The 19,498-nt window shown below is 45.8% G+C and carries 15 protein-coding genes; 7 read left to right on the forward strand and 8 right to left on the reverse strand.

The window, feature by feature from the left end; all coding sequences use genetic code 11:
• Positions 1-146 precede the first annotated feature (146 nt).
• Positions 147-1,406, forward strand: coding sequence for an MFS transporter (locus tag BMZ54_RS15490; RefSeq protein ID WP_089913315.1), 1,260 nt, complete (start codon positions 147-149; stop codon positions 1,404-1,406).
• Positions 1,407-1,623: 217 nt separating this feature from the next.
• On the opposite strand, the gene BMZ54_RS15495 is transcribed toward BMZ54_RS15490, so the two are convergent.
• Complete coding sequence (locus BMZ54_RS15495; protein WP_089913318.1) at positions 1,624-2,226, reverse strand: FMN-dependent NADH-azoreductase; 603 nt, start codon at positions 2,224-2,226, stop codon at positions 1,624-1,626.
• Positions 2,227-2,418: 192 nt separating this feature from the next.
• Between BMZ54_RS15495 and BMZ54_RS15500 the strand changes: the two genes are divergently transcribed.
• Positions 2,419-2,808, forward strand: coding sequence for a winged helix-turn-helix transcriptional regulator (locus BMZ54_RS15500; RefSeq protein ID WP_202909257.1), 390 nt, complete (start codon positions 2,419-2,421; stop codon positions 2,806-2,808).
• 61 nt (positions 2,809-2,869) lie between these two features.
• Here the strand turns inward: BMZ54_RS15500 and BMZ54_RS15505 are convergent, their stop codons facing one another.
• Entirely contained in the window at positions 2,870-3,745 is an 876-nt protein-coding gene (locus BMZ54_RS15505) for an AraC family transcriptional regulator (protein ID WP_089913321.1), read from the reverse strand.
• 131 nt (positions 3,746-3,876) lie between these two features.
• On the opposite strand from BMZ54_RS15505, the gene BMZ54_RS15510 reads away from it, so the two are divergent.
• Positions 3,877-4,704, forward strand: coding sequence for a phytanoyl-CoA dioxygenase family protein (locus BMZ54_RS15510; protein ID WP_089913324.1), 828 nt, complete (start codon positions 3,877-3,879; stop codon positions 4,702-4,704).
• A gap of 33 nt (positions 4,705-4,737) precedes the next feature.
• Here the strand turns inward: BMZ54_RS15510 and BMZ54_RS15515 are convergent, their stop codons facing one another.
• The 6 genes from BMZ54_RS15515 to BMZ54_RS15540 all read right to left on the reverse strand — a co-directional run bounded on the left by BMZ54_RS15515 (position 4,738) and on the right by BMZ54_RS15540 (position 14,735).
• Positions 4,738-6,510, reverse strand: a complete 1,773-nt coding sequence (locus BMZ54_RS15515) for a redoxin domain-containing protein (RefSeq protein WP_089913326.1) — start codon at positions 6,508-6,510, stop codon at positions 4,738-4,740.
• Between the two features lie 9 nt (positions 6,511-6,519).
• The gene (locus BMZ54_RS15520) at positions 6,520-7,647 is read right to left on the reverse strand and encodes a TlpA disulfide reductase family protein (protein ID WP_089913329.1); all 1,128 of its coding nucleotides are present in this window, start codon (positions 7,645-7,647) and stop codon (positions 6,520-6,522) included.
• 18 nt (positions 7,648-7,665) lie between these two features.
• Positions 7,666-9,189: a RagB/SusD family nutrient uptake outer membrane protein gene (locus BMZ54_RS15525; RefSeq protein ID WP_089913332.1), complete on the reverse strand. Its 1,524-nt coding sequence runs from the start codon at positions 9,187-9,189 to the stop codon at positions 7,666-7,668.
• Between the two features lie 18 nt (positions 9,190-9,207).
• Complete coding sequence (locus BMZ54_RS15530; protein WP_162277554.1) at positions 9,208-12,693, reverse strand: SusC/RagA family TonB-linked outer membrane protein; 3,486 nt, start codon at positions 12,691-12,693, stop codon at positions 9,208-9,210.
• Between the two features lie 213 nt (positions 12,694-12,906).
• Positions 12,907-14,112: a FecR family protein gene (locus tag BMZ54_RS15535; protein WP_089913337.1), complete on the reverse strand. Its 1,206-nt coding sequence runs from the start codon at positions 14,110-14,112 to the stop codon at positions 12,907-12,909.
• Between the two features lie 56 nt (positions 14,113-14,168).
• The gene (locus BMZ54_RS15540; protein ID WP_162277555.1) at positions 14,169-14,735 is read right to left on the reverse strand and encodes an RNA polymerase sigma factor; all 567 of its coding nucleotides are present in this window, start codon (positions 14,733-14,735) and stop codon (positions 14,169-14,171) included.
• A 340-nt stretch (positions 14,736-15,075) separates the two neighbouring features.
• Here BMZ54_RS15540 and BMZ54_RS15545 point away from each other — a divergent pair, with 340 nt between their 5' ends.
• From BMZ54_RS15545 to BMZ54_RS15565, 4 genes are all read left to right on the forward strand, one after another.
• Complete coding sequence (locus BMZ54_RS15545; protein WP_089913343.1) at positions 15,076-15,597, forward strand: sigma-70 family RNA polymerase sigma factor; 522 nt, start codon at positions 15,076-15,078, stop codon at positions 15,595-15,597.
• A gap of 49 nt (positions 15,598-15,646) precedes the next feature.
• Entirely contained in the window at positions 15,647-16,567 is a 921-nt protein-coding gene (locus tag BMZ54_RS15550; RefSeq protein ID WP_089913346.1) for a CE1 family esterase, read from the forward strand.
• A 763-nt stretch (positions 16,568-17,330) separates the two neighbouring features.
• The gene (locus BMZ54_RS15560) at positions 17,331-18,713 is read left to right on the forward strand and encodes a hypothetical protein (RefSeq protein ID WP_143081025.1); all 1,383 of its coding nucleotides are present in this window, start codon (positions 17,331-17,333) and stop codon (positions 18,711-18,713) included.
• A gap of 6 nt (positions 18,714-18,719) precedes the next feature.
• A complete protein-coding gene (locus tag BMZ54_RS15565) occupies positions 18,720-19,211 on the forward strand; it encodes a hypothetical protein (RefSeq protein WP_089913356.1) in 492 nt (163 codons plus the stop codon).
• Positions 19,212-19,498: the final 287 nt, after the last annotated feature.

The raw sequence follows: 19,498 nt of genomic DNA on the forward strand, positions 1-19,498 counted from the left end.
CCCCTCTGGCAGGCATTCGTAAGTTATCTTGATCCCACAAAACGGTCCCAGGCAATATTTGATTTGTATAATCATCCCTTTGAATCGTGTAATTGACATGGGCGCCAGCTGTCCTACCTTTACTGGGCCAATTTAAAACGATTAATATGAGAAGGATCAAAGAATCAAGAACAGGTTTGAACACCATCATGGCGCTGGGCCTTATTCCATTGTCGGGTTTTGCCATGGACGTGTTTATTCCGTCATTACCCGATATGGCGGTGCAATTACATACTTCACCAGCCTCCATTCAGCTTACGCTTTCACTTTTCATCATTAGCTATGGTATTTCGCAGCTGATCGTAGGCGGGTTGATTGACAGCTATGGCCGCTATGTTCCCAACATGGCAGCACTGCTGGTATTCAGTGCGGCCAGCTTTATTATTGCCTGGTCCACCAATCTGCAAATGATCTATGCCATGCGTATAGTACAGGGATTTACTGTGGCGGTGATCGCAATAAGCAAGCGAGCCTTTTTCATGGACGTCTATACAGGAGAAGCATTAAAGAAATACACGAGCATGTTCTCGGTGATCTGGGCCATTGCGCCCATCGTGGCGCCTTTCCTGGGTGGATTTTTTGAAACAACCTGGGGCTGGTCTTCTAACTTCATGTTCCTGGGTTACTTCGGACTGGTGTTCTTTGTGATCGAAGCAGTGATTGGTGGCGAGTCGATGAAAGCGGCACAACCATTCAGTGTACGGTCAACATTGCAAACGTATGGTAAGATGCTCAAAACACAGGATTTTACCTCGGGCATTATAATACTCGGACTAAGCTATGGCATGGTGTTGCTGTATGGCATGTGCAGTCCGTTTTTGATTGAGCATAAGCTGCATTACCTGGCCACAACGACAGGCTATTGTTCATTATTTTCCGGTGTGGCAGTGATGATCGGCGGGTCGGTATCAAGAATGCTGGTGAGTAAACCGTTCACCAAAAAACTGGTGCTGGCCAGTATTGCACAGCTGCTTACGGTAGCCATTATGATACCGCTCACAATCTACTACCACAATTTATTTACGCTGTTAGTATATGTTTTCCTGCTGCACAGCACCGCAGGATTCATCTTCAATAACCTGATGTCGTATTGTTTGATCCGCTTTCCGCAATATGCAGGCAAAGCAAGCGGTTTAACAGGCGGCGGATTTGCAGTGGTGACTTCTATACTGAGCTCTTTTATGGTAAACACTATTTCCATTACCAGCCAGGCTGTACTGGGTGTAGCCTATGGCATTGTAGCTGTGCTTGTTTTCGTGTTGTTGATAAAAACGAAATGGAAGGGGGAAGAAGAAAGGAAAGCAGAGGTAGATGAAGTGGAGGAGGAACAGATACCTGGAATACAATCAATAGCGGTGGAAGGATAATAATTATGTAGTAGTTAGTCTTGTTTTTTTGATGCCGTGCCGTACAATAATGCTGCCCGAAAGATCTTTTTAAGTTGTCTTTGATATGATTCCTCACTTTTACCAGCACTGATCTTCCGGGCAGCTTTGCTCAAACGTACAATTCTACTGTACTTAAAATTCAGATCGCTCTTTTCATCTCATTAATGAACGATCATAATTTAGATGATTGCATATCTTAATCAATGCGGATGCTTTCAATACCTTTTTCCAGGGCATATTCCTTTACACCGGGAACTTTAACGCCTTCCGCACGGAATACGGTCATGTCTGTCATACCTAAAAATCCGAGAAATGCTTTCAGATAAGGCGCTACAAAATCGTTCCCTTTGGAAGGCCCTTCTGAATAGATGCCACCGGAAGACATGGCAACATACACTTTCTTACCGGTGACCATTCCGACCGGACCATTTTCGTTATAACCGAATGTTATCCCCGCCCTTGTAATATGGTCGATCCAGGCCTTCAGCGCGGTGTGGATCGTGAAGTTATAAAGCGGAGCGCCGATCACAATGATATCTGACGCCATTAATTGTTTTACCGCCTCATCCGAGTAGCGTAGCGACTCCTTCGCTTCTACGGTCAATTGTTCACCGGGGGTAAACATGGATTGAAGGATCGTAGGATTCAAATGCGGGATCTCCAGATCGTTCAAATTCACTTCTTCTACGGTGCTACCCGGATACTTTTCGATCACCTTTTCAACAATGGCTTTACTCAGCTTAAAGCTATAAGATTGATTTCCCTGAATGCTGGAAATTAAATGAAGGATACGTTTCATAAACGCCTGATTAAATGTTAGCTACTTCTGCATGGCAGGAACAATCCCCGTTATACTGCACCAAAGCGGTGTTCAGGATGTTGGAACTGCACTTGCAATTATCGCAGGCAAAAGTAGCTGCGCCGGCTGTTGAAAGGATCGTACTTTCCTGAAGGGAAGCGCTTCCCTTCAGGAAAGTGCATATCTTTGGGTATGACGATGATGATTCCCGATACGATGCCCGGTAAAGAAGAATGCGCCAATTCGCTCAGGAATGTATTGGATGCTTTGTACGTTCTTAATGGCAAATGGAAACTTGCTTTGATCCTCAGTTTGGTACAATCTTCCAAACGTTTTAACGAGATCCAGAACGAGATGAGCGGCATATCCCCAAAAGTTTTAGCAAAAGAGCTCAAAGATCTTGAGCTGAATGAGTTCATCAAACGTAAGGTATATCCGACCACGCCAGCGACCATTGTCTACGAAGCAACCGAATATAGCCTGACGCTAAAAAATGTACTGCGTGAGCTCACTGCCTGGGGCGGGCAGCATCGGGAAAAGATCAGGCAAAGTATGCGGCAGAAGCGTTACGAGTTGCGTTAATTTACACTTATCTTGATACAGGTAAAAGTGTGCACCCGATTGAATTATCCAATCTATATTTTCACGCTTGCTTTTCTTCCAGAAAAGCCTTCCTGTAATTTCTTGGATTCATTTTGTAGTAATTAATGAATTGCCGGTTGAAGTTAGAAATATTATTATAGCCGCAGTCATAACAAATGGAAGTAATGGAGCTGCTGGATTCAACTAAAAGCCTGGAAGCTTTTTGCAATCGCAGCTCCTGTAAAAAAAGGGAAAAGCTTTTGCGGGTTCTGAGCGAAAAAAAACGGGAGAAGGCATTTTCATGCATTTCCGCAATAGCGGCTGCTTCAGCAAGTTTTATATCGTTTTCAAAATTAGCCGTTATCCAATCCAGCACTTTGCATAAGCGGGTTGATTCTTTTTCGTTATGCCCGATCATCGGGGCTTTTGTGATAGGTGATACCTCTTCTGAATCTGCTATGATCCTTAAAATATCTAAAAGCGTGATCAACCGTTTTAAACCGGTATCGGTAACAATTTCTCTTAGTTTTTCATTTACGCTTTTCCCGGTTTCACCAAAAATATCCAATCCCGAAACAGCTTTTTGCAATAACAATTTTAAGGTAGCTGCTTCAGGCAGTGATAAAAGATCATTTCCCAGCGAAGATTCCGTAAAATGGATGACAATGGATCTGGCCTTCAGGGCAGAGTTGTTTTCATAATACTCCACATCATTCTTGTAAATGTGCGGAATATTAGGGCCAATAAGTGCAAGATTGCCTGGTTTAAAATCTGAAATATGATCCCCTATGATCCGCTTACCGGTACTTTCTACAATGGTTACCAGCTCATACTCCGGGTGATAATGCCAGGGCGTGGGGTAATAAGCATACTCAAAGTCTCTTACCACAAACGATTCTTTGTTTGCTTTAGGCAAATGTTCCAGCGCAGGTTTCATTACTGATTTTTTAATAGCTAAACCCTTAGTAAATTTAAAGAAATCTTGCTATAATAGTATTTATTGGCTGGTTTAAACTGGTAGTTTATCAAAACAGGCCGCTCTACTTTTATGCCTGTAAATCATCTGCTATGGCAAATTTTAAATTAACACCCAGCCAGGCTGCAGCATACGAAAAAGATGGTTACCTGATCGTAAGGAACTTCATCTCTTCAGAAGAGCTGCACAAACTACAGGAAGTTGCTTTTTCGGATGGCAATATGCACAAACATGCGTTTGACCTGAATGACCAAAGCGGTAAAAAAACAAAACTTACTTTATGGTATTCTCCCGGAAATGACGTGTATGGCTTATTAACCAAAAGTAAACGAATGGTTGATGCCGTTAACCTGCTGATGGAAGGCGATAGCAGTGTTTGTCATTTTCACAGTAAGCTCATGCAAAAAGAGCCTAAAGTGGGTGGCGCATGGGAATGGCACCAGGATTACGGATATTGGTATAAAAATGAATTCCTGTTTCCCAGCCAGATGATCTCTGTTATGATTGCCATTACTGATGCCAACAAGGAAAACGGCTGTCTGCAGGTAATAAAAGAAACACATAAAATGGGGCGTATTGAACATGGATTTTCTGGTGAGCAGGTAGGCGCTTCTCAACATTATGTGGACTTGGTGCTGAAAACAAAGGAGTTGGTATTTGTAGAGCTGAAAGCAGGCGATGCTTTGTTCTTTCACCCTAATTTGCTGCATCGCTCCGAGGCTAATTTGTCTGACAGCCCAAGATGGTCGCTGATATCGGTGTACAACCGCTCTGAAAATGTGCCTTATAACGAACCTTCACAATCCAGCACCATTCCTTTAACGGCGGTGCCGGATGAGGCGTTGCTGGAGTGGGAATCAGGTGATATTTCTGACGCAGCGAATTTTCTCAGGAAGGAGAAGGATGAGGCGTTGAAGTGATGGTTTCTTTCTTAACCAGATCACCGGCCCGGCCTAACCCCTCGCCAGCATGGAGGCTATCATTAATTCGAGCTTTCGTTCATTGTTCTCACTGATCTGGAAATCCGAGAACACGATGCGGCCATGTCCGTCTATCAGAAAATTGGTAGGCTGGCCGCTAACTTTATAGGTTTGTGCAGCCCATTCGGCAGTACCCCGCAAAGGAACGAAGGAATATCCGGTACCCTGCAGAAAAGGCAGTACGTAATCATCCTGGATGGGGTCTACGTTGACAGCGAGGTACGCGATGTTTTTGCCCTGGAATCTTTTCAGCACATTCTCAAAGTGCGGGAACTCAGCGCGGCAGGGGCCGCAACCGGGGAACCAGAAGGTCAGTAACACTACTTTACCCTTATAATCTGCTAAAGCCGCTTTCTTATCGGAAGTATACAGACCTAATTCAAATGCGGGCGCCTGTGTAATGAATTTTTCCCTTGCCTGCCAAATGTCTTTCTCTACCTCGTCGTTGCTCTTCTTTAAGGCGGCGCCTAATTCCGTAAGCGAGGATCGTACCAGGTCATCGGGCGACGTAGACTCTACTGCTATCAGCTTGTGGTAAGCCGCTTGTGTTTGACCGTTTTGATGCATAGTAGTGGCTTTCAGCACAACCAGCTCACTTGCAAAAGCCGAATTACGCGGCGCCTTTAACTGCGCCAGTTGTTTCAACGCTTCCGGGTATTTTTTGGCTTTCAACAATGCATTCACCCGTTCCATGCCCCTCGCCAGCGATTGCCGGAGATCCCATCCGCCATCGGTGCCCATAGCCTTTGCCAGTTCCATTGCTTTGCCGGTTTCACCAGCTTCCAGGTATGTATCGTATAACACACTCATGCCGTTACCGGACCACCAGAATTTACCAGGGTCGTACAACGCACGCAGCTGCTCCAGCGCCTTGATCTTCCCGGCCGTATCACTGGTGTGTATGGCCACCTCGTACAGTCCCTGGGCGCCACGTTCATCATTGGGAAAACGTTTTGCCAGCTCGTATAATTTTGTGCGCCACAAGGCAGGATCTGTATCTTCATAATACCTGATATAATAATATGCGTAATTGGGATCTTCCGGCGCGGCCGCTGAAGCTTTACCCATGTACACATGCGCCGCCTTCTGATCGCCCCAGCGTTCGGCATCAAGATGTAGCATCACCCAAACAGCCGCGTTCCGGGGTTGCAATTCCGCCGCTTTCAACAACCAGGGTTTTGCCTTCGGGCTTTCCACGTTATACAGGTTCAGCCCCATTCCCAGGGGTATAGCTGACGAGCGGGGAAACTGTTTCTCCCAGGCTTCAAGCTGTTGCACGGTAGCTTCTTCTTCATTTCCGGCCACGAAAACATACTGGCGAACCGGCAACAAACTATCAGGATTCGCGGCGATCACCCTTTTCAACGAATCGATCGTGTTCGGCGTAACAGCGATGTCAAGGTCCCAATCTGATTTCACGACAATGGGCCACAGCTTGTCTATCTTTTCGAATTTCCGGTTTATCTGCAACACTTTCAACCAATTGTCTATCACCTTCATGCGTTCGCGTTTTTTGTAGTATGCTTCGCCCAATACATAAGGAAAGCTGGGGGATTGCGGGAATTTTTTCATCCAGGTATGGAATTGCGCTACCGCATCATCGGTTGTACCACCCATAGCGGCAAGGTAAGCACGCAGGGCATTGACACTATCCTTTCGCGATTCTATCACTTTCACCAGTGAATCTACCTGCGCCTGCGCATTACAAACGCAGCAAACAAAAACAACAAACAATAATCTTTTCATAAGTTAATGTTATCGAAGTAATTCATTCAATTTTTTATCCAGTTCTTCGCCGTGCAGATTCTGGGCTATGATCTTTCCCGATGGATCAACCAGGTAGTTCTGCGGAATAGCATGCACCCCGTACAGTTTTGCAGCTGCATTTTTCCAGAATGCCAGGTCCGACACATTCGTCCAGGCCAACCCATCATCATGGATGGCCTTCAGCCATTTTTCCCTGTCGCCGGGGCGATCGAGCGATACGCCCAGCACAGTGAAATTTTTGTCTTTGTACTGGTTGAAGCTCTTTACAAGGTTGGGGTTATCGGCCCGGCAGGGATGGCACCAGCTTGCCCAGAAATCGACCAGCACATATTTGCCCCTGAACGAAGACAATCTTACCGGTACGCCGCTGGTATCATTTTGCACAAAGTCGGGCGCAGGCGAACCAACACCGGTTGTTTTCAGCCTGACTATCTGCTCAGCCATTTTTTTACCAGCCGCCGTGTTCCTTACAGCAGGCGCCAAAGCATTGAACGCAGGCTCCATCTCTTCTGGTTTATACGGCAATGAAAGCACCATAGGAAGCATCTCCAAACTCAGATACGACTCCGGGTTGTCAGCAATAAATTGCTTCACCACTGCTATCTTTTTGTTGGCCACCGCTGCCCACTGCTCTTTCATGCCGGGCATCATGGCTCTTGTGTCGCCCTTTTCTGCGGCGTAGCTGGCATTGGCTTCACTCAATGCCGCAAACTGATCATTAAACGGCTTTAAAGCTGCCCGCAGATTGGTATATTGCTCATTCAGTTTGGACCCCCTGACGATGGCGTTCTTTACAGAATCTTTACCGGTCACCTTAACAGGATTGCTGTCGAGATATACCGTTAGGATGTCCGGTTGCCCATTTGCAGAACGCCCGTCCTGGTGATACAGTTCCAGCGAAGCCCTGGTAGGATACGCTACACGGCCTGAGAATTCAAACCTGCCGTTCCTGAGAATGGCCGAATCAGTTATAATGTTCTCACTGCTGTCTGTATAGCTCAACACTATTTTAGCCGGCACCTTCAAAGCCCCGATCTTACCCGTGATTTGGAAGGGTACCTGTGCCTGCATACACAGCGGTACACAGCATAATAACACCGTTACAAGCTTTCTCATATATCTTTCGATTTGTTATCAATAAGTATTCTGCTGAATGGCCCCATTGCTGGAGATCATTTCCGTTCTTGGCAGCGGCGCTGCAAAACGGCGTGAGTGCTTAGGCAGCGAGTAGGTCTTTACAGGCTGGGTAGACAATACCGATGATAAGGTATAGGGATAAAAGGTTTTCGACATTTCCACGTCATCATTTGGATCATCGTTATTGTTATAGCGGCGTACATCATACCAGCGATGTACGAACGGCATTTCCCTTCTTCTTTCTTCCAGCACTTTTTTGATCGCATCATCTTTACCGGTAGCTGTCAGGTTCACCCAGGGGCCAGGCGTCATACGCTTTACACGCAGGCTGTTCAGCGTAGTCATTGCGCCGCTGAAGTCGTCCGTGCGCGCCTGCGCTTCGGCCTTTATCAACAACATTTCTGCGGTGGTGGGACCAGATGGTATCCTGTCTTTAAAGAAGAAGATGTAACCCGGATAATTATAAGCGGGATCGATCATACCGCGATCGTATGAGTAGCCCTCCACGTAATGATACTGGTAACGGAGGTCATGCGCCTGGTCATACAGGTTCATCAACGCGGTGCTGGGCATATACCACCACGTACCGTAGTCCAGCATTCTGAAATACAGGAACTCGGGCCAGCCGATCATATCAGTAAAGTCTTCCTGGTTATCGTGCGTGTAGGGATATTTTAGCGTAACAGTTTGCGCGTTCGGGCCGGGATTGATGGTCACCACCTCGTCGCGGCCATAACGCATTTGCGTGTTGTAATCAACCAGCATGCTGTACTCCTGCAAGGCCTGATTGGCATATTTCAACGCGTCGGTATATTTGTTCATCGCCAGATAGTAGCGGGCGGCAAAACCATTTACTGCAGCCGTATTGGCGCGCCAATGACGGGGCTTGCCATTTTGTATCAGCGGCATTTTGATCTTCATCGCTTCTGCCAGGTCTGCCTCTATCTGCTCATATACTTTCGACAAAGGCGCCCGTGCAACGGGCTCGTCGAAAGCAATGGTCAGTTTAAGCGGTAAGCCCGGCTCGTCCCCTTTGCTGCTTGAATAAGGCAGGGTGAAGGTATTGGCCAGCTGAAAATAACTGTAGGCCCTTATGAGGTGTGCATCGGCTTTCAGGTTGGCTTTGTCCTCATCGGGACCGGTCACCTTGTCGGCATACTGCAACACCATGTTGGCAGTAAAGATCTTGCGGTATTCGCTGCTCCAAAAGGATTGTCCGGGATCATCCATGAGGTACGCCGTATCCCACGTGTTATACTGAACGGTAATGGGCGAAAATATGCCCTGCCTGGCATCATATATGGGAGTGGTCAGGCCATAATCGTCTGTACTAAGTATGGCAGTATTATTGCTCTCGGCGTAAAACTGCTCGTAATCGTTGAGCAACGCATTCAGCTGGCTGGTGGTTGTCACCACCAGGGATGACGTTTTTGACGGCCGCTCGTCCAGGAATTTGTCGCAACCCGGCAGCAGGCCGGCGGTGAGCGCTAATGCAATACAATTTTTTATGATCGTTTTCATTCGACAGCAGTTAAAAGATTAGAAATCGAGCCGCAGACCCAGTGTTAGTTTAGGCATTGGTTTCAGCGTACCCAGAGGGTATTCGGGATCTTCTTTGGCATCGTTCTTATACCAGGTATACAGGTCGTTAGCCTGCGCATAGAACTGCAGGCTGTTGAGCTGCATTTTTCTCAGCAATGACTGCGGGATGGTATACGCCAGGCTCACTTCCTGCAGGCGTACATGCGAGGCGCTCTCCGTCAGGTAACTAACATATTGGTGAAAGCTGGACCAGAAATAATAAAGCGGCTCAACGGGAGTTAGCGGCAACGGTATTATTTTGCCGGGATCGCCGTTGACTACTTCACTGAGCTTGCTATTGGGTAGTACCCTGCGCGTCCTGTTTGACGGGTAGTTAAATCCTTTACGCTGAAATACATGGCCGAATTTCCCGGTAATGATAAAGGAGAAGTCGAAATCATACACTTTAAACGAGTTGATGAAACCCAGTGTATAAGGCGCAACGGTGGTACCCATGTTCAACAGATAGGTACGCGCGTCACCCGGCACACCGGAGGTGAAAGTTACCGGCGCCTTGCCGGGTCCTAACACGGTCGGTTGCCCGTTCTGCACACCTGAATATTCAAAACGCCATAAGGTATTGGCATCCATGCCCACCACATAGGCGCCGTAGCCGCCATTCAACAGATCAGGTGATGAATAGTTGGCCAGGAAAAGGTCGGTGATACGGTTCCTGTTGTAAGAGAAATTCAGATTGCCACGCCATACGATGTCATCGTTTCGTATAGGCAATACCGTTGCCAGCTCTAGCTCAATGCCTTTGTTGGTCATTTTGGCATTGTTCAGCTTTTGCGAGGTGGTACCATTCACAGCGGGGATCGACAGCTGCGCAATCAGGTCCCGTCCTGCTTTATGGTACACATCGACCTTACCGGACAGGCGGCCATTGAACAGGCTGTAGTCGACGCCCAGGTTCCAGGTGCCTGTTTTTTCCCAGCGCAATGTGGGGTTGCCGTAACTGCTGATGGTAGCGGTATAGTCATTGGTCCAAGTGTTGGGGGTAGCAACAGTTGCGATCAATGGCATGAAGGCGGTAAACTTATCCACGTTTCCATTGTAGCCATAGGTGGCGCGCAGCCTCAGGTGATCGAGCCAGGTAGTGCCGTTCAGGAATTTTTCGCTGGTAAGGTTCCACAGGCCGCCGATACTCCAGAAAGGTGCATAGCGGTATTTCGGATCGTCGGTGATAAGGTTGGACGCATCTGTACGATAGCTTCCTGAAATGGTGTAGCGCCCGCCGTAGGTATAGGCCAGGTTAGCATAAGAAGAGTAGTAGCGTTCGGTAGTATAATTGAATGAACCAGTGTATGAGAAGGTCTGGTTATTGCCCAGCCAATTTGTTATAGGCGAAAAAATACCGCCCGGCCCGTTCGGGAAAGTACCTATGGTAAGGGTTTCGTCGTTGTAACCATAGGTAGTGGGATACCCATACAGTTCTGCCACCGTGCTGTTTACTTCGAAACCCGCAGCCAGGTTTATTTCGTGTTTGCTTCCAAACGCGCGGTTGTAGTTCAGCTGGTTCCTGAAGTTCCAGGATTCTACTTTGTTCCTCGACTGGTTGAGTATACTTCCTTTGGGCAGGTTGGGTATAAGGGTGTTGGTGCCCTGGTTCCAGGTTGTTGCTTCATTCACTGTCTTTCTTACATAAAAACTATTTTCATCGCGCAGGTAGCGGTTGTTGCTGTTGAAGGTTTCGTATTGTATGCGGCTGTTGATGGTAAGCCCCTTGACCAATTTAAAAGTAAGCCCGGCCTGCAGCCTTGCATTGAGCTGCGAAACGCTACTATCCCGGCTGTGAATTTCCTGTATGGGATTGTAGCTCCAATCGCTATACGGGAATTTATCCATTGGCACAAACCGCTGCAGGATGGGCGTATAATACTGGCTGATGTTGGTGTAGGACCCGTTGGGGTTCACCAGCATTTCATAGGGGGAAAAACTGTTAATGTCCGCCAATGTAACACCATCATAGCGGCTGCGTGTGTGTTGTACCATCGCGCTCAGGTCCACATCCAGCCATTTGGTGATAACAGCCATGGTGCGGTAATTGAGCATATAGCGCTCATAGCCGGTTTCTTTGAAGTTAGATTGGTTCTTTTCAAACAGCAACGACAAGGCATTGCTCATCTTACTGGAAGAACCATATAATGTAAGATTGTATTGCTGGTTAATAGGGTTGGCCAGCAGGTTGTCTTTGATCTGCTGCCTGTTATCCTGTGTTCTTAACCGGTTCAGGATGGAGTCCCTTTGCGCCAGCGTGATGTAGCCCAGGAATTGTTCGCTCATGGCTACGGTAGCCGGCGACCAAACCTTATTTACATTGCTGTTCAATGCGCCGGAATTAGGCAGGGCGCTCCAGTTGTTGAAAGCCTTCATTTCATAGTCCACCGTTTCGGCCGATGAGGCCAGCGGACGCACATAATCCAGGTCCATCTTCTTCCCTACCCTGGTAAAGGCAGAGAACTCCACTTTCAGCGGCGTACTCTTTTCGGCGCTTTTGGTGGTAATGACAATAACGCCATTAGCTGCACGGGCGCCCCAGATAGAGGCGGCGGCGGCATCTTTCAGCACGGTGATGCTTTCCACATCGTTCGGGTTAATACTGCTGAAATCACCCTGTATGGCAAATCCGTCCACTACCACGAGCGGCCTGGCATTGCCATACAGGCTGGTTTGCCCGCGTATTTCGAATGAAGGTGTGCCATCCGCATCCATGGAGCGGGCCTGTACCCCGGCTACCGCGCCGATAAGGCGTTGCGATATATTGATGGAGGGTTTGTTCAGCTGTGCTCTACTGACGGTGCCGAAAGAGCCGGTAGCGCGTTCTTTCGGTATTTTTTGATATCCGGTAGTAACGATTGCAACTTCATCCAGTTTTTGAACATCAATATTCATTACTGCAAGGATACTTTTACCACGGAAAGGCACTTCCCTGGTTTGATAGCCTACAAAACTAATGAGTAGCATTTCATTGCCATCCTGCTTCGGAAGTATAAAATTCCCTTCCGCATCCGTAGTCACTCCAATATTAGAATTCTTCAGCTTAACGGTTGCGCCGGGTATAGGCGTGCCGTCTTCAGCGACTACCTTTCCAGTGATCGTAGTATCCTCTGCGGAAAGAGAAGGCGCCACCGGTTTAAATGCGGCAGCTGGTTTAGCAGATAAGGCAATAGACTTCCCTGTGATCTTGTAAGTTAGTGGCTGATCCTTCATCACCTTGTCCAAAAACTCCGTCAAAGCCATGTTCCGGGCTACGATCGTTACCGGCTTGCCGCTTTCCAGCAGCTCCTGCTTGCCAAAGACCAGGTAACCGGTCTGCTCTTTGATGACGGAAAAAATTTCTTTCAAGGTAAGGTCCTTGCCGGTAAGGGTAACTGTCTGCGCCGAAGTAGAAGCCTGGACTTGCAGCAATGCAACAGTCAGTAAAAGTGCAGTTAATCTCATGATCCTTCCGATTTTGGTCCGGGATGCCGTTATGGACATGACAATCCAGTCATCCCGCCTGGTGCGGGATAAACAGTTTTTTTGCATAAATTGCAGTCGTTTGCTTGTTAATAAATTGGTTGATATGCCTTTTTTGAAGACAACAAATACTTACCGGTAGTGGTCCCAACACTACCGTTTTTTTGCCTCCCTACTTATGATGATTATTCAATGTCATTTCATCAGCACCAATTTTCTACCCGCTTCCAGGCGGTAGTGGAACCCGGCATTGCCCAGGATCTCCAGCACACCTCCCAGGGCCAGATTCCGGTCGATCTCCCCAAATACTTTCACGTCCTGCACGCCTTCTTCATACGCCACGTCTATATCATACCAACGCTCCAATTCTGCCATCGCCTGCCTTACCTTCATTCCGTCAAAATTAAACACCCCGTTTTTCCATGCCATGACGGCAGCGAGATCGATATTACCGGTGACCTGTAATTGCCCGGCACCGCCGGCCAGCGCCTGCTGGCCGGGGCGGATGGCGATACCGCTATCAACCTGCCCTTGCCGGGCTACTTTTACGCGGCCTTCCAGCAGCGTGACTTTCGTTTGCTCCTCATAGGCATGCACATTAAAATGCGTGCCCAATACCATAGTATTCACACCGTTTGCCGTCACTATAAATTGCCGGGCCGCATCTTTGGCCACTTCAAAATATCCCTCTCCCTTCAACTCCACTTTTCGCTCATTGCCCACAAAGGCTACCGGGTAAGTAATGGAGGAACCAGCATTGAGCCAGATACGTGAGCCATCGGAGAGCTGCATGTCCACTACCTTACTGCCACGCGGGTTGGTGAGGGTGTTGTACTGCATTTCGTGGAAGGTTTCCCCTGTAGCCGACTGGTAGGCCACCTGGCCGCCGGCCAGTTTCACGAGCCTGATACTTCCCTGTTGGGCCAACAGGCCGCTGGAGAGGCTGTCCAGGGCTATCACCTGCCCACTGGACAATGTCACCCTGGCCTTTGATACCTGCGGCGCAGGTATATTGCTGGCGCCCTGGGCAATCGTGGCGGGATGATGAGCAGTACGGTTGCGCAGCACGGTGATAAGGGTCGTTGTCCCGATCAGCAGGACTACGGCAGCAGCCCAGACCCATCTCCGTAACAGGAATACTTTGCCCGCACCCGTTTCCAGGCCCGTATGCGCCAATACCTGCTCCCTGATCCGGGCATCGGCCTGTGCAGATAATTTCAGCCCCGAGGCTTGCGCCTGCCGGGCTGATAATTCCTGTATCGCCGGATCATCCAGCATTTCTTTATATATATCCGGATACTGCCCGATGAATGACAACAACGCTTCGGCCTCCTCAACGGTGAGCTCATCCCGGATAAAACCGGCCAGTAGATCTTTGTAATATGACGTTGGATGGTCCATATTCTATATACAGACTGTGAGAGGCAGGAAAAAAGACTAATGGAATCCGGACTTTTTTAATAAAAATCCGGGCCGAGCAACAGGAGCAGGACCGCCAGCTTGCCATATTGTTGCAAATAGCTGCGCAGCAGCGCGATCGCCTGGACCATGTGATTGCGGACAGTATTGGTGGAGAGGCCAAGCTCGCCGGCTACTTCCTCGTAGCTTTTGCCTTCCCGCTTGCACATTTCATAGATGCGGCGGCGTTGGGGCGATAGCGTGGCCAGGGCCTGTTCCATGAGCTGGATGTTAGGGGAGTCTTGCTCCGCAAATGGGTCCACCGGGCCGGCGGTCACCTGGTAATGACGCAGCAGCCGGTCTTTAAACTTCTGATCCCTGGCCATTTCCAGGTGCACATCGTAGGCCCGGTTATGACATACCCGGAACAGGTAAGGACGAAAATCTTTTTTGATCGCGATCTTATGCCGGGCGTCCCAAATGCGCACGAACACATCTTGCAGGAGGTCTTCTGCCACATCGGGCAATTTCACCAGGGACATCGCGTAGGCATATACTTCATGGCGGTACCGGCTGTACAACTCGGCAAAGGCCAGGGTGTCGTCCTGCTGCAGGCGTGCCAGCAACTGAATGTCCGTGTATGTTGCGTACCTATGAATAACGGATGGTTGATTTTTCCAAAAATACACTTTTCACCAAAATCCGTGTGAAGCTTCTGTAAAATGGAATAGTCCTTTTTTTATCCAGGTCAGTCTTTATCTAAATATTCCATCGCTTTTTGACATCATTAACCAACCATTTCCATTCAGTTTTCGCTAAACCGGCTCTTCGGAGCCGGTTTTTTCCACTTTGCATCATCCTGCTGTGTCTAGGGCTGGCCGTGACAGTGCAGCGTAAACACAAGATGAAATAGTTACATATCTTTGCAGCATTCAGATAATATGATCGCTAAATAGATTTCAATACATGAATGATAGCTGGCAATTAAAATTGTACAATGATATTGAGCTGTATTTACGGAAGATAAAGGTAGCTGCTGAAATTACACAGGATATCAGGCAGGACGTTTTTTTAAAAGCGCATCAATACATTGATACACTGAAGAGTGAGGAAAAGCTGCTATCCTGGCTAAGGGTAATTGTATATAACAGTGTCATCGATCATTACCGGAAGAAGGGTAAAAATTTTCAGTTACCAGATCAAAATGAAGAGGAATATAATGAAGGCAATGTTTATTTGCTAAAGTGCATCTCTTTACTGATAAAAACATTGCCGGATGAACAGAAGGAAGTGATGGAAGCCATTGAATTAAATGGGATAAGTCAAACGCAATTTGCAAAAATGCACAATTTGCCATTGAGTACCGTTAAATCAAGGGTACAAAGGGCAAAGAAGAAGATAAACGATACGGTGAAAAATAGCTGCTTCCTGAGGTTAGACAAATATGGGAACGTAACGGATTATGTGCCGCCGAAAGAAATAATGTAAAGGATGCGTCTTTTTCTTTGTATGTACGTCCATTGGATATACATAAAATATGAAAAAGATGCTTTTGATCATTTTTGTTGCTGTAGCAACGCTATCGGTGTGTTTGTTTTTTTATACCTATAGATGGAACCTGATCCATCCCAACCACTCCGGCACCATCCATATAGATGGCTATGAACGCTTCTTCATTTATCATGTTCCCAAAAATGTACAGCCTAATCCAAAACTGATCATTGCTTATCATGGTTCCCGCTTGAAGCCGTTTTTGATGCAGATATTCACTGGCCATGAGTTTGATCTGCTGGCAGATAATTTCGGGGAAGCGATCATCGTGTATCCTCAGGGGTATGGTGACAATTGGAACGATTGCAGAAAAATGGCCCCTGTCCCTGCAAAGAAATTAAACATAGATGACGTGAAATTTACAGAGCAGCTGATAGCCTATTTCAAAAGAGTATATCAGGTTGACAAAGTGTATGGTGTAGGTTATTCCAATGGAGGAACAATGGTATTCCGGCTTGCGGCAGAAAGACCGGATTTGTTTACGGCATTTGCTACCATCAGTGCTAACCTGCCCACCGATGATAACAATTTAAATCCGGCCGTAAAAACACCCGTTTCCATAATATCGATCTTTGGCAGGAAGGATCCAATTGTTCCATTTGAAGGAGGCAGGATTGTTTTAGATGGACGTGATTGGGGAACGGTAAAGAGCGCAGCGGAAACGGTTGCCTTCTGGAAGCAGGTAAATCAGGGAGAGCTGGCTGGCGAGGAAAAGACAGGACCGGTGACCAGAAAAACGTATTATTCGCAGACTACCCGAAAGAAACTGTTGTACATCGGTATTGATAACGGTGGGCATACGATTCCAAACAGGCGTTTTAGGATACCAATAAAAAAGCTGGGACCGATGAGTGGAGATGTGGATGCTCCTGCAGAGATTTGGGAATTTTTTAAGGGTCTTGATTAATGTTCTTTAGATATCAACTCACCCGGCGACCGGAACAGGACTTTTAAACTCCCCTGACACACTTTATGTAATGCTACCTACCGTAGATAGTAGCGTATTAAGAGTTTAATTATTTGCAAAAAAATAACGCCACCGTCTTCCAGTGGCGTTATTTGTCTTTAGTGGAGCTGGCGGGAACGCTGAAATTCAACGAAACCCTTGCCCATAATAGCTTTTATGTTATTACACCTTCAATGTAACCGATTTTGTACCCTAAAATGCAAATCCGCTAACAAAGAAGGCTAAAAACCTTCTAAGTAGAGCCCTCGAGCCGATTAAATTCAATGAGATCCGCTGCCACACTGAGATTTGCAATGTTACCTTCCTTTTCACCGAATTAGCCACCGTATTACAGACATAAAAAAGCGCGAAATAGCCAAATAGCAAAGAATAATATCGGCTCTAAATTACTAAAAAAGGTTATAAATTCAAGTAAAGTTTGCTGTGGTTTAAATTGCCATTAGTCTCCACCCTAAGCGTTATCACAAAGAGATGAGATAGGAAGTACCTTTAAAAAATTAATTTGCCTCGCAATGTATTAAAATAAATTACAATAAGTATATGCGCAACTAGCACTGCCCATAAGTGAAGTATGTATTTAATAACCAACACAATTATCCCTGTAATTTTGAAGGAGCCTGCATCTTTGAATTTCGGATAATGTAATTGTGTGCGTAACCAATTGACCAAAGCTATCAACTTGTAACTGTCAAAATCAGTCGACATGAGAAAGATTTTATTCTTGCTTATATCGGTTGCATGTAAATCCATGCTGTATGGCCAAAATAAAATTCCGACTATCTGTTCTGAAAATATCTTTCTAGATAGGGATAGCTTGGTTCTAATTTCAATTACCGATAATTGCGTCGCCTATAAAAACTATTGCACGAACGCAACAGCCTTTTTGTTAAATTATATAAACAGAAAGATTGCTTACAATTATTATCCTGTTAAAAGAAATAATATATTCCCAGGACCTCCAGTTGCCAATAGGGGCTTAGTTGACAATTATAGAATAGCCGATCCAAGTTCTGGTCATACTGTTTCAGAAATCGTATTCTATCCATTAACCTCAGGGCATGGTTTCAAAACGAAATATGCTTTGCCTCCACACTGGAGGTACAGTTTTCAAATACATAAAATACCAGCTGACAAGGAAAGACTTGTGCAATCAAATTTAGATACCTTAATAAAAATAGGATTATATGATAAGATCAAAAAGGAAATAGAGTTTTCCGTTCCATTTCTTGTCACTTCTGATCAGTTTGCAAGTTATATTCAATCATATGACCTAACTGATACTGCTATACTGAATGGAATAAACATGGATTTAGAATCGAACATAGGAAAGCCGGGAATGAGCGCTGAAGAATTAGCTGAATATCCAAAGAAAAAAATAGAAAATGCCCCACCCACCAAGTTATGGGTAGAATGTTATATACCTATTGACAGTAGCGACATACCAGTTGGAATACCTGAAAGAAATGTGACTCCTGTAGCGGTGCAAACAAAAAAAGGATTGTACGTATACAGTGAGACTATTGAACCGGCTCTTTTTGCCGGGCCCGGTTTATTTACTCAATTTGAAAATCCTGTGTTTGACTTAAGTGCATGTAAAAACTTGGATTTCGCATATCAGAAAGTTATCGAAATATTTAGGGAAGAAATCTCAGAGCAATTTAGGAATTATCCTCTGCACGCTGATTTAATTACAGGCTTAGCCCCTAACCAATTGAGATTTGAACGAAGATTCGAAGAAAGCAATGTACTGAAAGGGTTCAGTGGACCTTACTACGAACTATCAACCTATACAATTAATTTCTGGAGTGGCCCCAAAGGTATTCATATAAACTCTGGAGCTGGGTATCAAAATTCAGATGCTTACAGAAAAAATTATCGTAATGATCATATATTTTTAGTGGAGATGACAGCTCTACAAATTAATGTGGGTAAAAAAGGAGGTTATCCTGAACCTACAAATGATCAATACTCGGCTTATGCAAAAGAAGTAAGAAAGGCTTTATTAAATGCAGTTGAGAACACTACAAAACAGCTTAATGGTAAATTCAATCAAAATACTGGAATCGGTATAATTACATTAAATTGATAATCTATGAAAGCAAACAGCATTCGCAATTTTTTGGGACTTTTTTATTTGGGCACCACAACTTTACTAGGTGCTTTTATTTTAATATTTGGAGAGTCACGAAATATTCTTCCTATATCTAAAACTGATGCCAATAGTTCTTTTCAAATAATAATTCCCACTTTCATCGCTCAGCTCACTATAATATTTCGCTGGTATGCAAGTCCACCGAAGATAGAAAATGATGACATAAATATACCAAGATGGGTTGTTATTGCCCCTCCCATTTTAGCATTATTGATACTTATAGGAACAATTCTATTAATCGCCGCTGACAATGGAGCATCATTAGAAGGAGGACAAATTTTTAAAAACATTGTAACTTTTATCGTAAGTATTTTAGGTGCTACTACTGTATTCATAGTCGCAAGAGTATTTGGTGAAGCTAAAAAAGATGTTCTTGACAACATAGCTAAAAGCTCCGTACAGAATGGGGGGGGTGGCCATGTTGGAGGATAATCCTCAATATTAAAAAGCCGATTGGTCGAAAGTGGAATAACCTGTGGATTTAACCCCTCTACCAACGTCGCATGACCCCTTATGAAGATATTTTTAATAGAGAACTTCTCTATTCTATCGAGATATTTTTAACACAATGCAGTTATGAGGTATAGCATTTCAAATAAAATTGGTGCAAATGGTCAATTGCGGCTGGTGTGAATGATCAATGTAAAAGAGCAGGGATGTCTAAAAGTACTAAATTAATGCCGACAGTTAGAAAAGAAAAATGCGTAGAAAAACAAACC

The sequence above is a fragment of the Chitinophaga rupis genome, assembly GCF_900109685.1.
In the GTDB taxonomy this organism is placed as follows: Bacteria; Bacteroidota; Bacteroidia; order Chitinophagales; family Chitinophagaceae; genus Chitinophaga; species Chitinophaga rupis.

Excerpts from the sequence above, each read along its gene's own strand:
- BMZ54_RS15545 (WP_089913343.1), top strand. The coding sequence starts at position 15,076 with ATGAATGATAGCTGGCAATTAAAATTGTACAATGATATTGAGCTGTAT.
- BMZ54_RS15535 (WP_089913337.1), bottom strand. The coding sequence starts at position 14,112 with ATGGACCATCCAACGTCATATTACAAAGATCTACTGGCCGGTTTTATC.
- BMZ54_RS15500 (WP_202909257.1), top strand. The coding sequence starts at position 2,419 with ATGACGATGATGATTCCCGATACGATGCCCGGTAAAGAAGAATGCGCC.
- BMZ54_RS15505 (WP_089913321.1), bottom strand. The coding sequence starts at position 3,745 with ATGAAACCTGCGCTGGAACATTTGCCTAAAGCAAACAAAGAATCGTTT.
- BMZ54_RS15520 (WP_089913329.1), bottom strand. The coding sequence starts at position 7,647 with ATGAGAAAGCTTGTAACGGTGTTATTATGCTGTGTACCGCTGTGTATG.
- BMZ54_RS15490 (WP_089913315.1), top strand. The coding sequence starts at position 147 with ATGAGAAGGATCAAAGAATCAAGAACAGGTTTGAACACCATCATGGCG.
- BMZ54_RS15565 (WP_089913356.1), top strand. The coding sequence starts at position 18,720 with ATGAAAGCAAACAGCATTCGCAATTTTTTGGGACTTTTTTATTTGGGC.
- BMZ54_RS15560 (WP_143081025.1), top strand. The coding sequence starts at position 17,331 with ATGAGAAAGATTTTATTCTTGCTTATATCGGTTGCATGTAAATCCATG.
- BMZ54_RS15550 (WP_089913346.1), top strand. The coding sequence starts at position 15,647 with ATGAAAAAGATGCTTTTGATCATTTTTGTTGCTGTAGCAACGCTATCG.
- BMZ54_RS15495 (WP_089913318.1), bottom strand. The coding sequence starts at position 2,226 with ATGAAACGTATCCTTCATTTAATTTCCAGCATTCAGGGAAATCAATCT.
- BMZ54_RS15530 (WP_162277554.1), bottom strand. The coding sequence starts at position 12,693 with ATGAGATTAACTGCACTTTTACTGACTGTTGCATTGCTGCAAGTCCAG.
- BMZ54_RS15510 (WP_089913324.1), top strand. The coding sequence starts at position 3,877 with ATGGCAAATTTTAAATTAACACCCAGCCAGGCTGCAGCATACGAAAAA.
- BMZ54_RS15525 (WP_089913332.1), bottom strand. The coding sequence starts at position 9,189 with ATGAAAACGATCATAAAAAATTGTATTGCATTAGCGCTCACCGCCGGC.
- BMZ54_RS15515 (WP_089913326.1), bottom strand. The coding sequence starts at position 6,510 with ATGAAAAGATTATTGTTTGTTGTTTTTGTTTGCTGCGTTTGTAATGCG.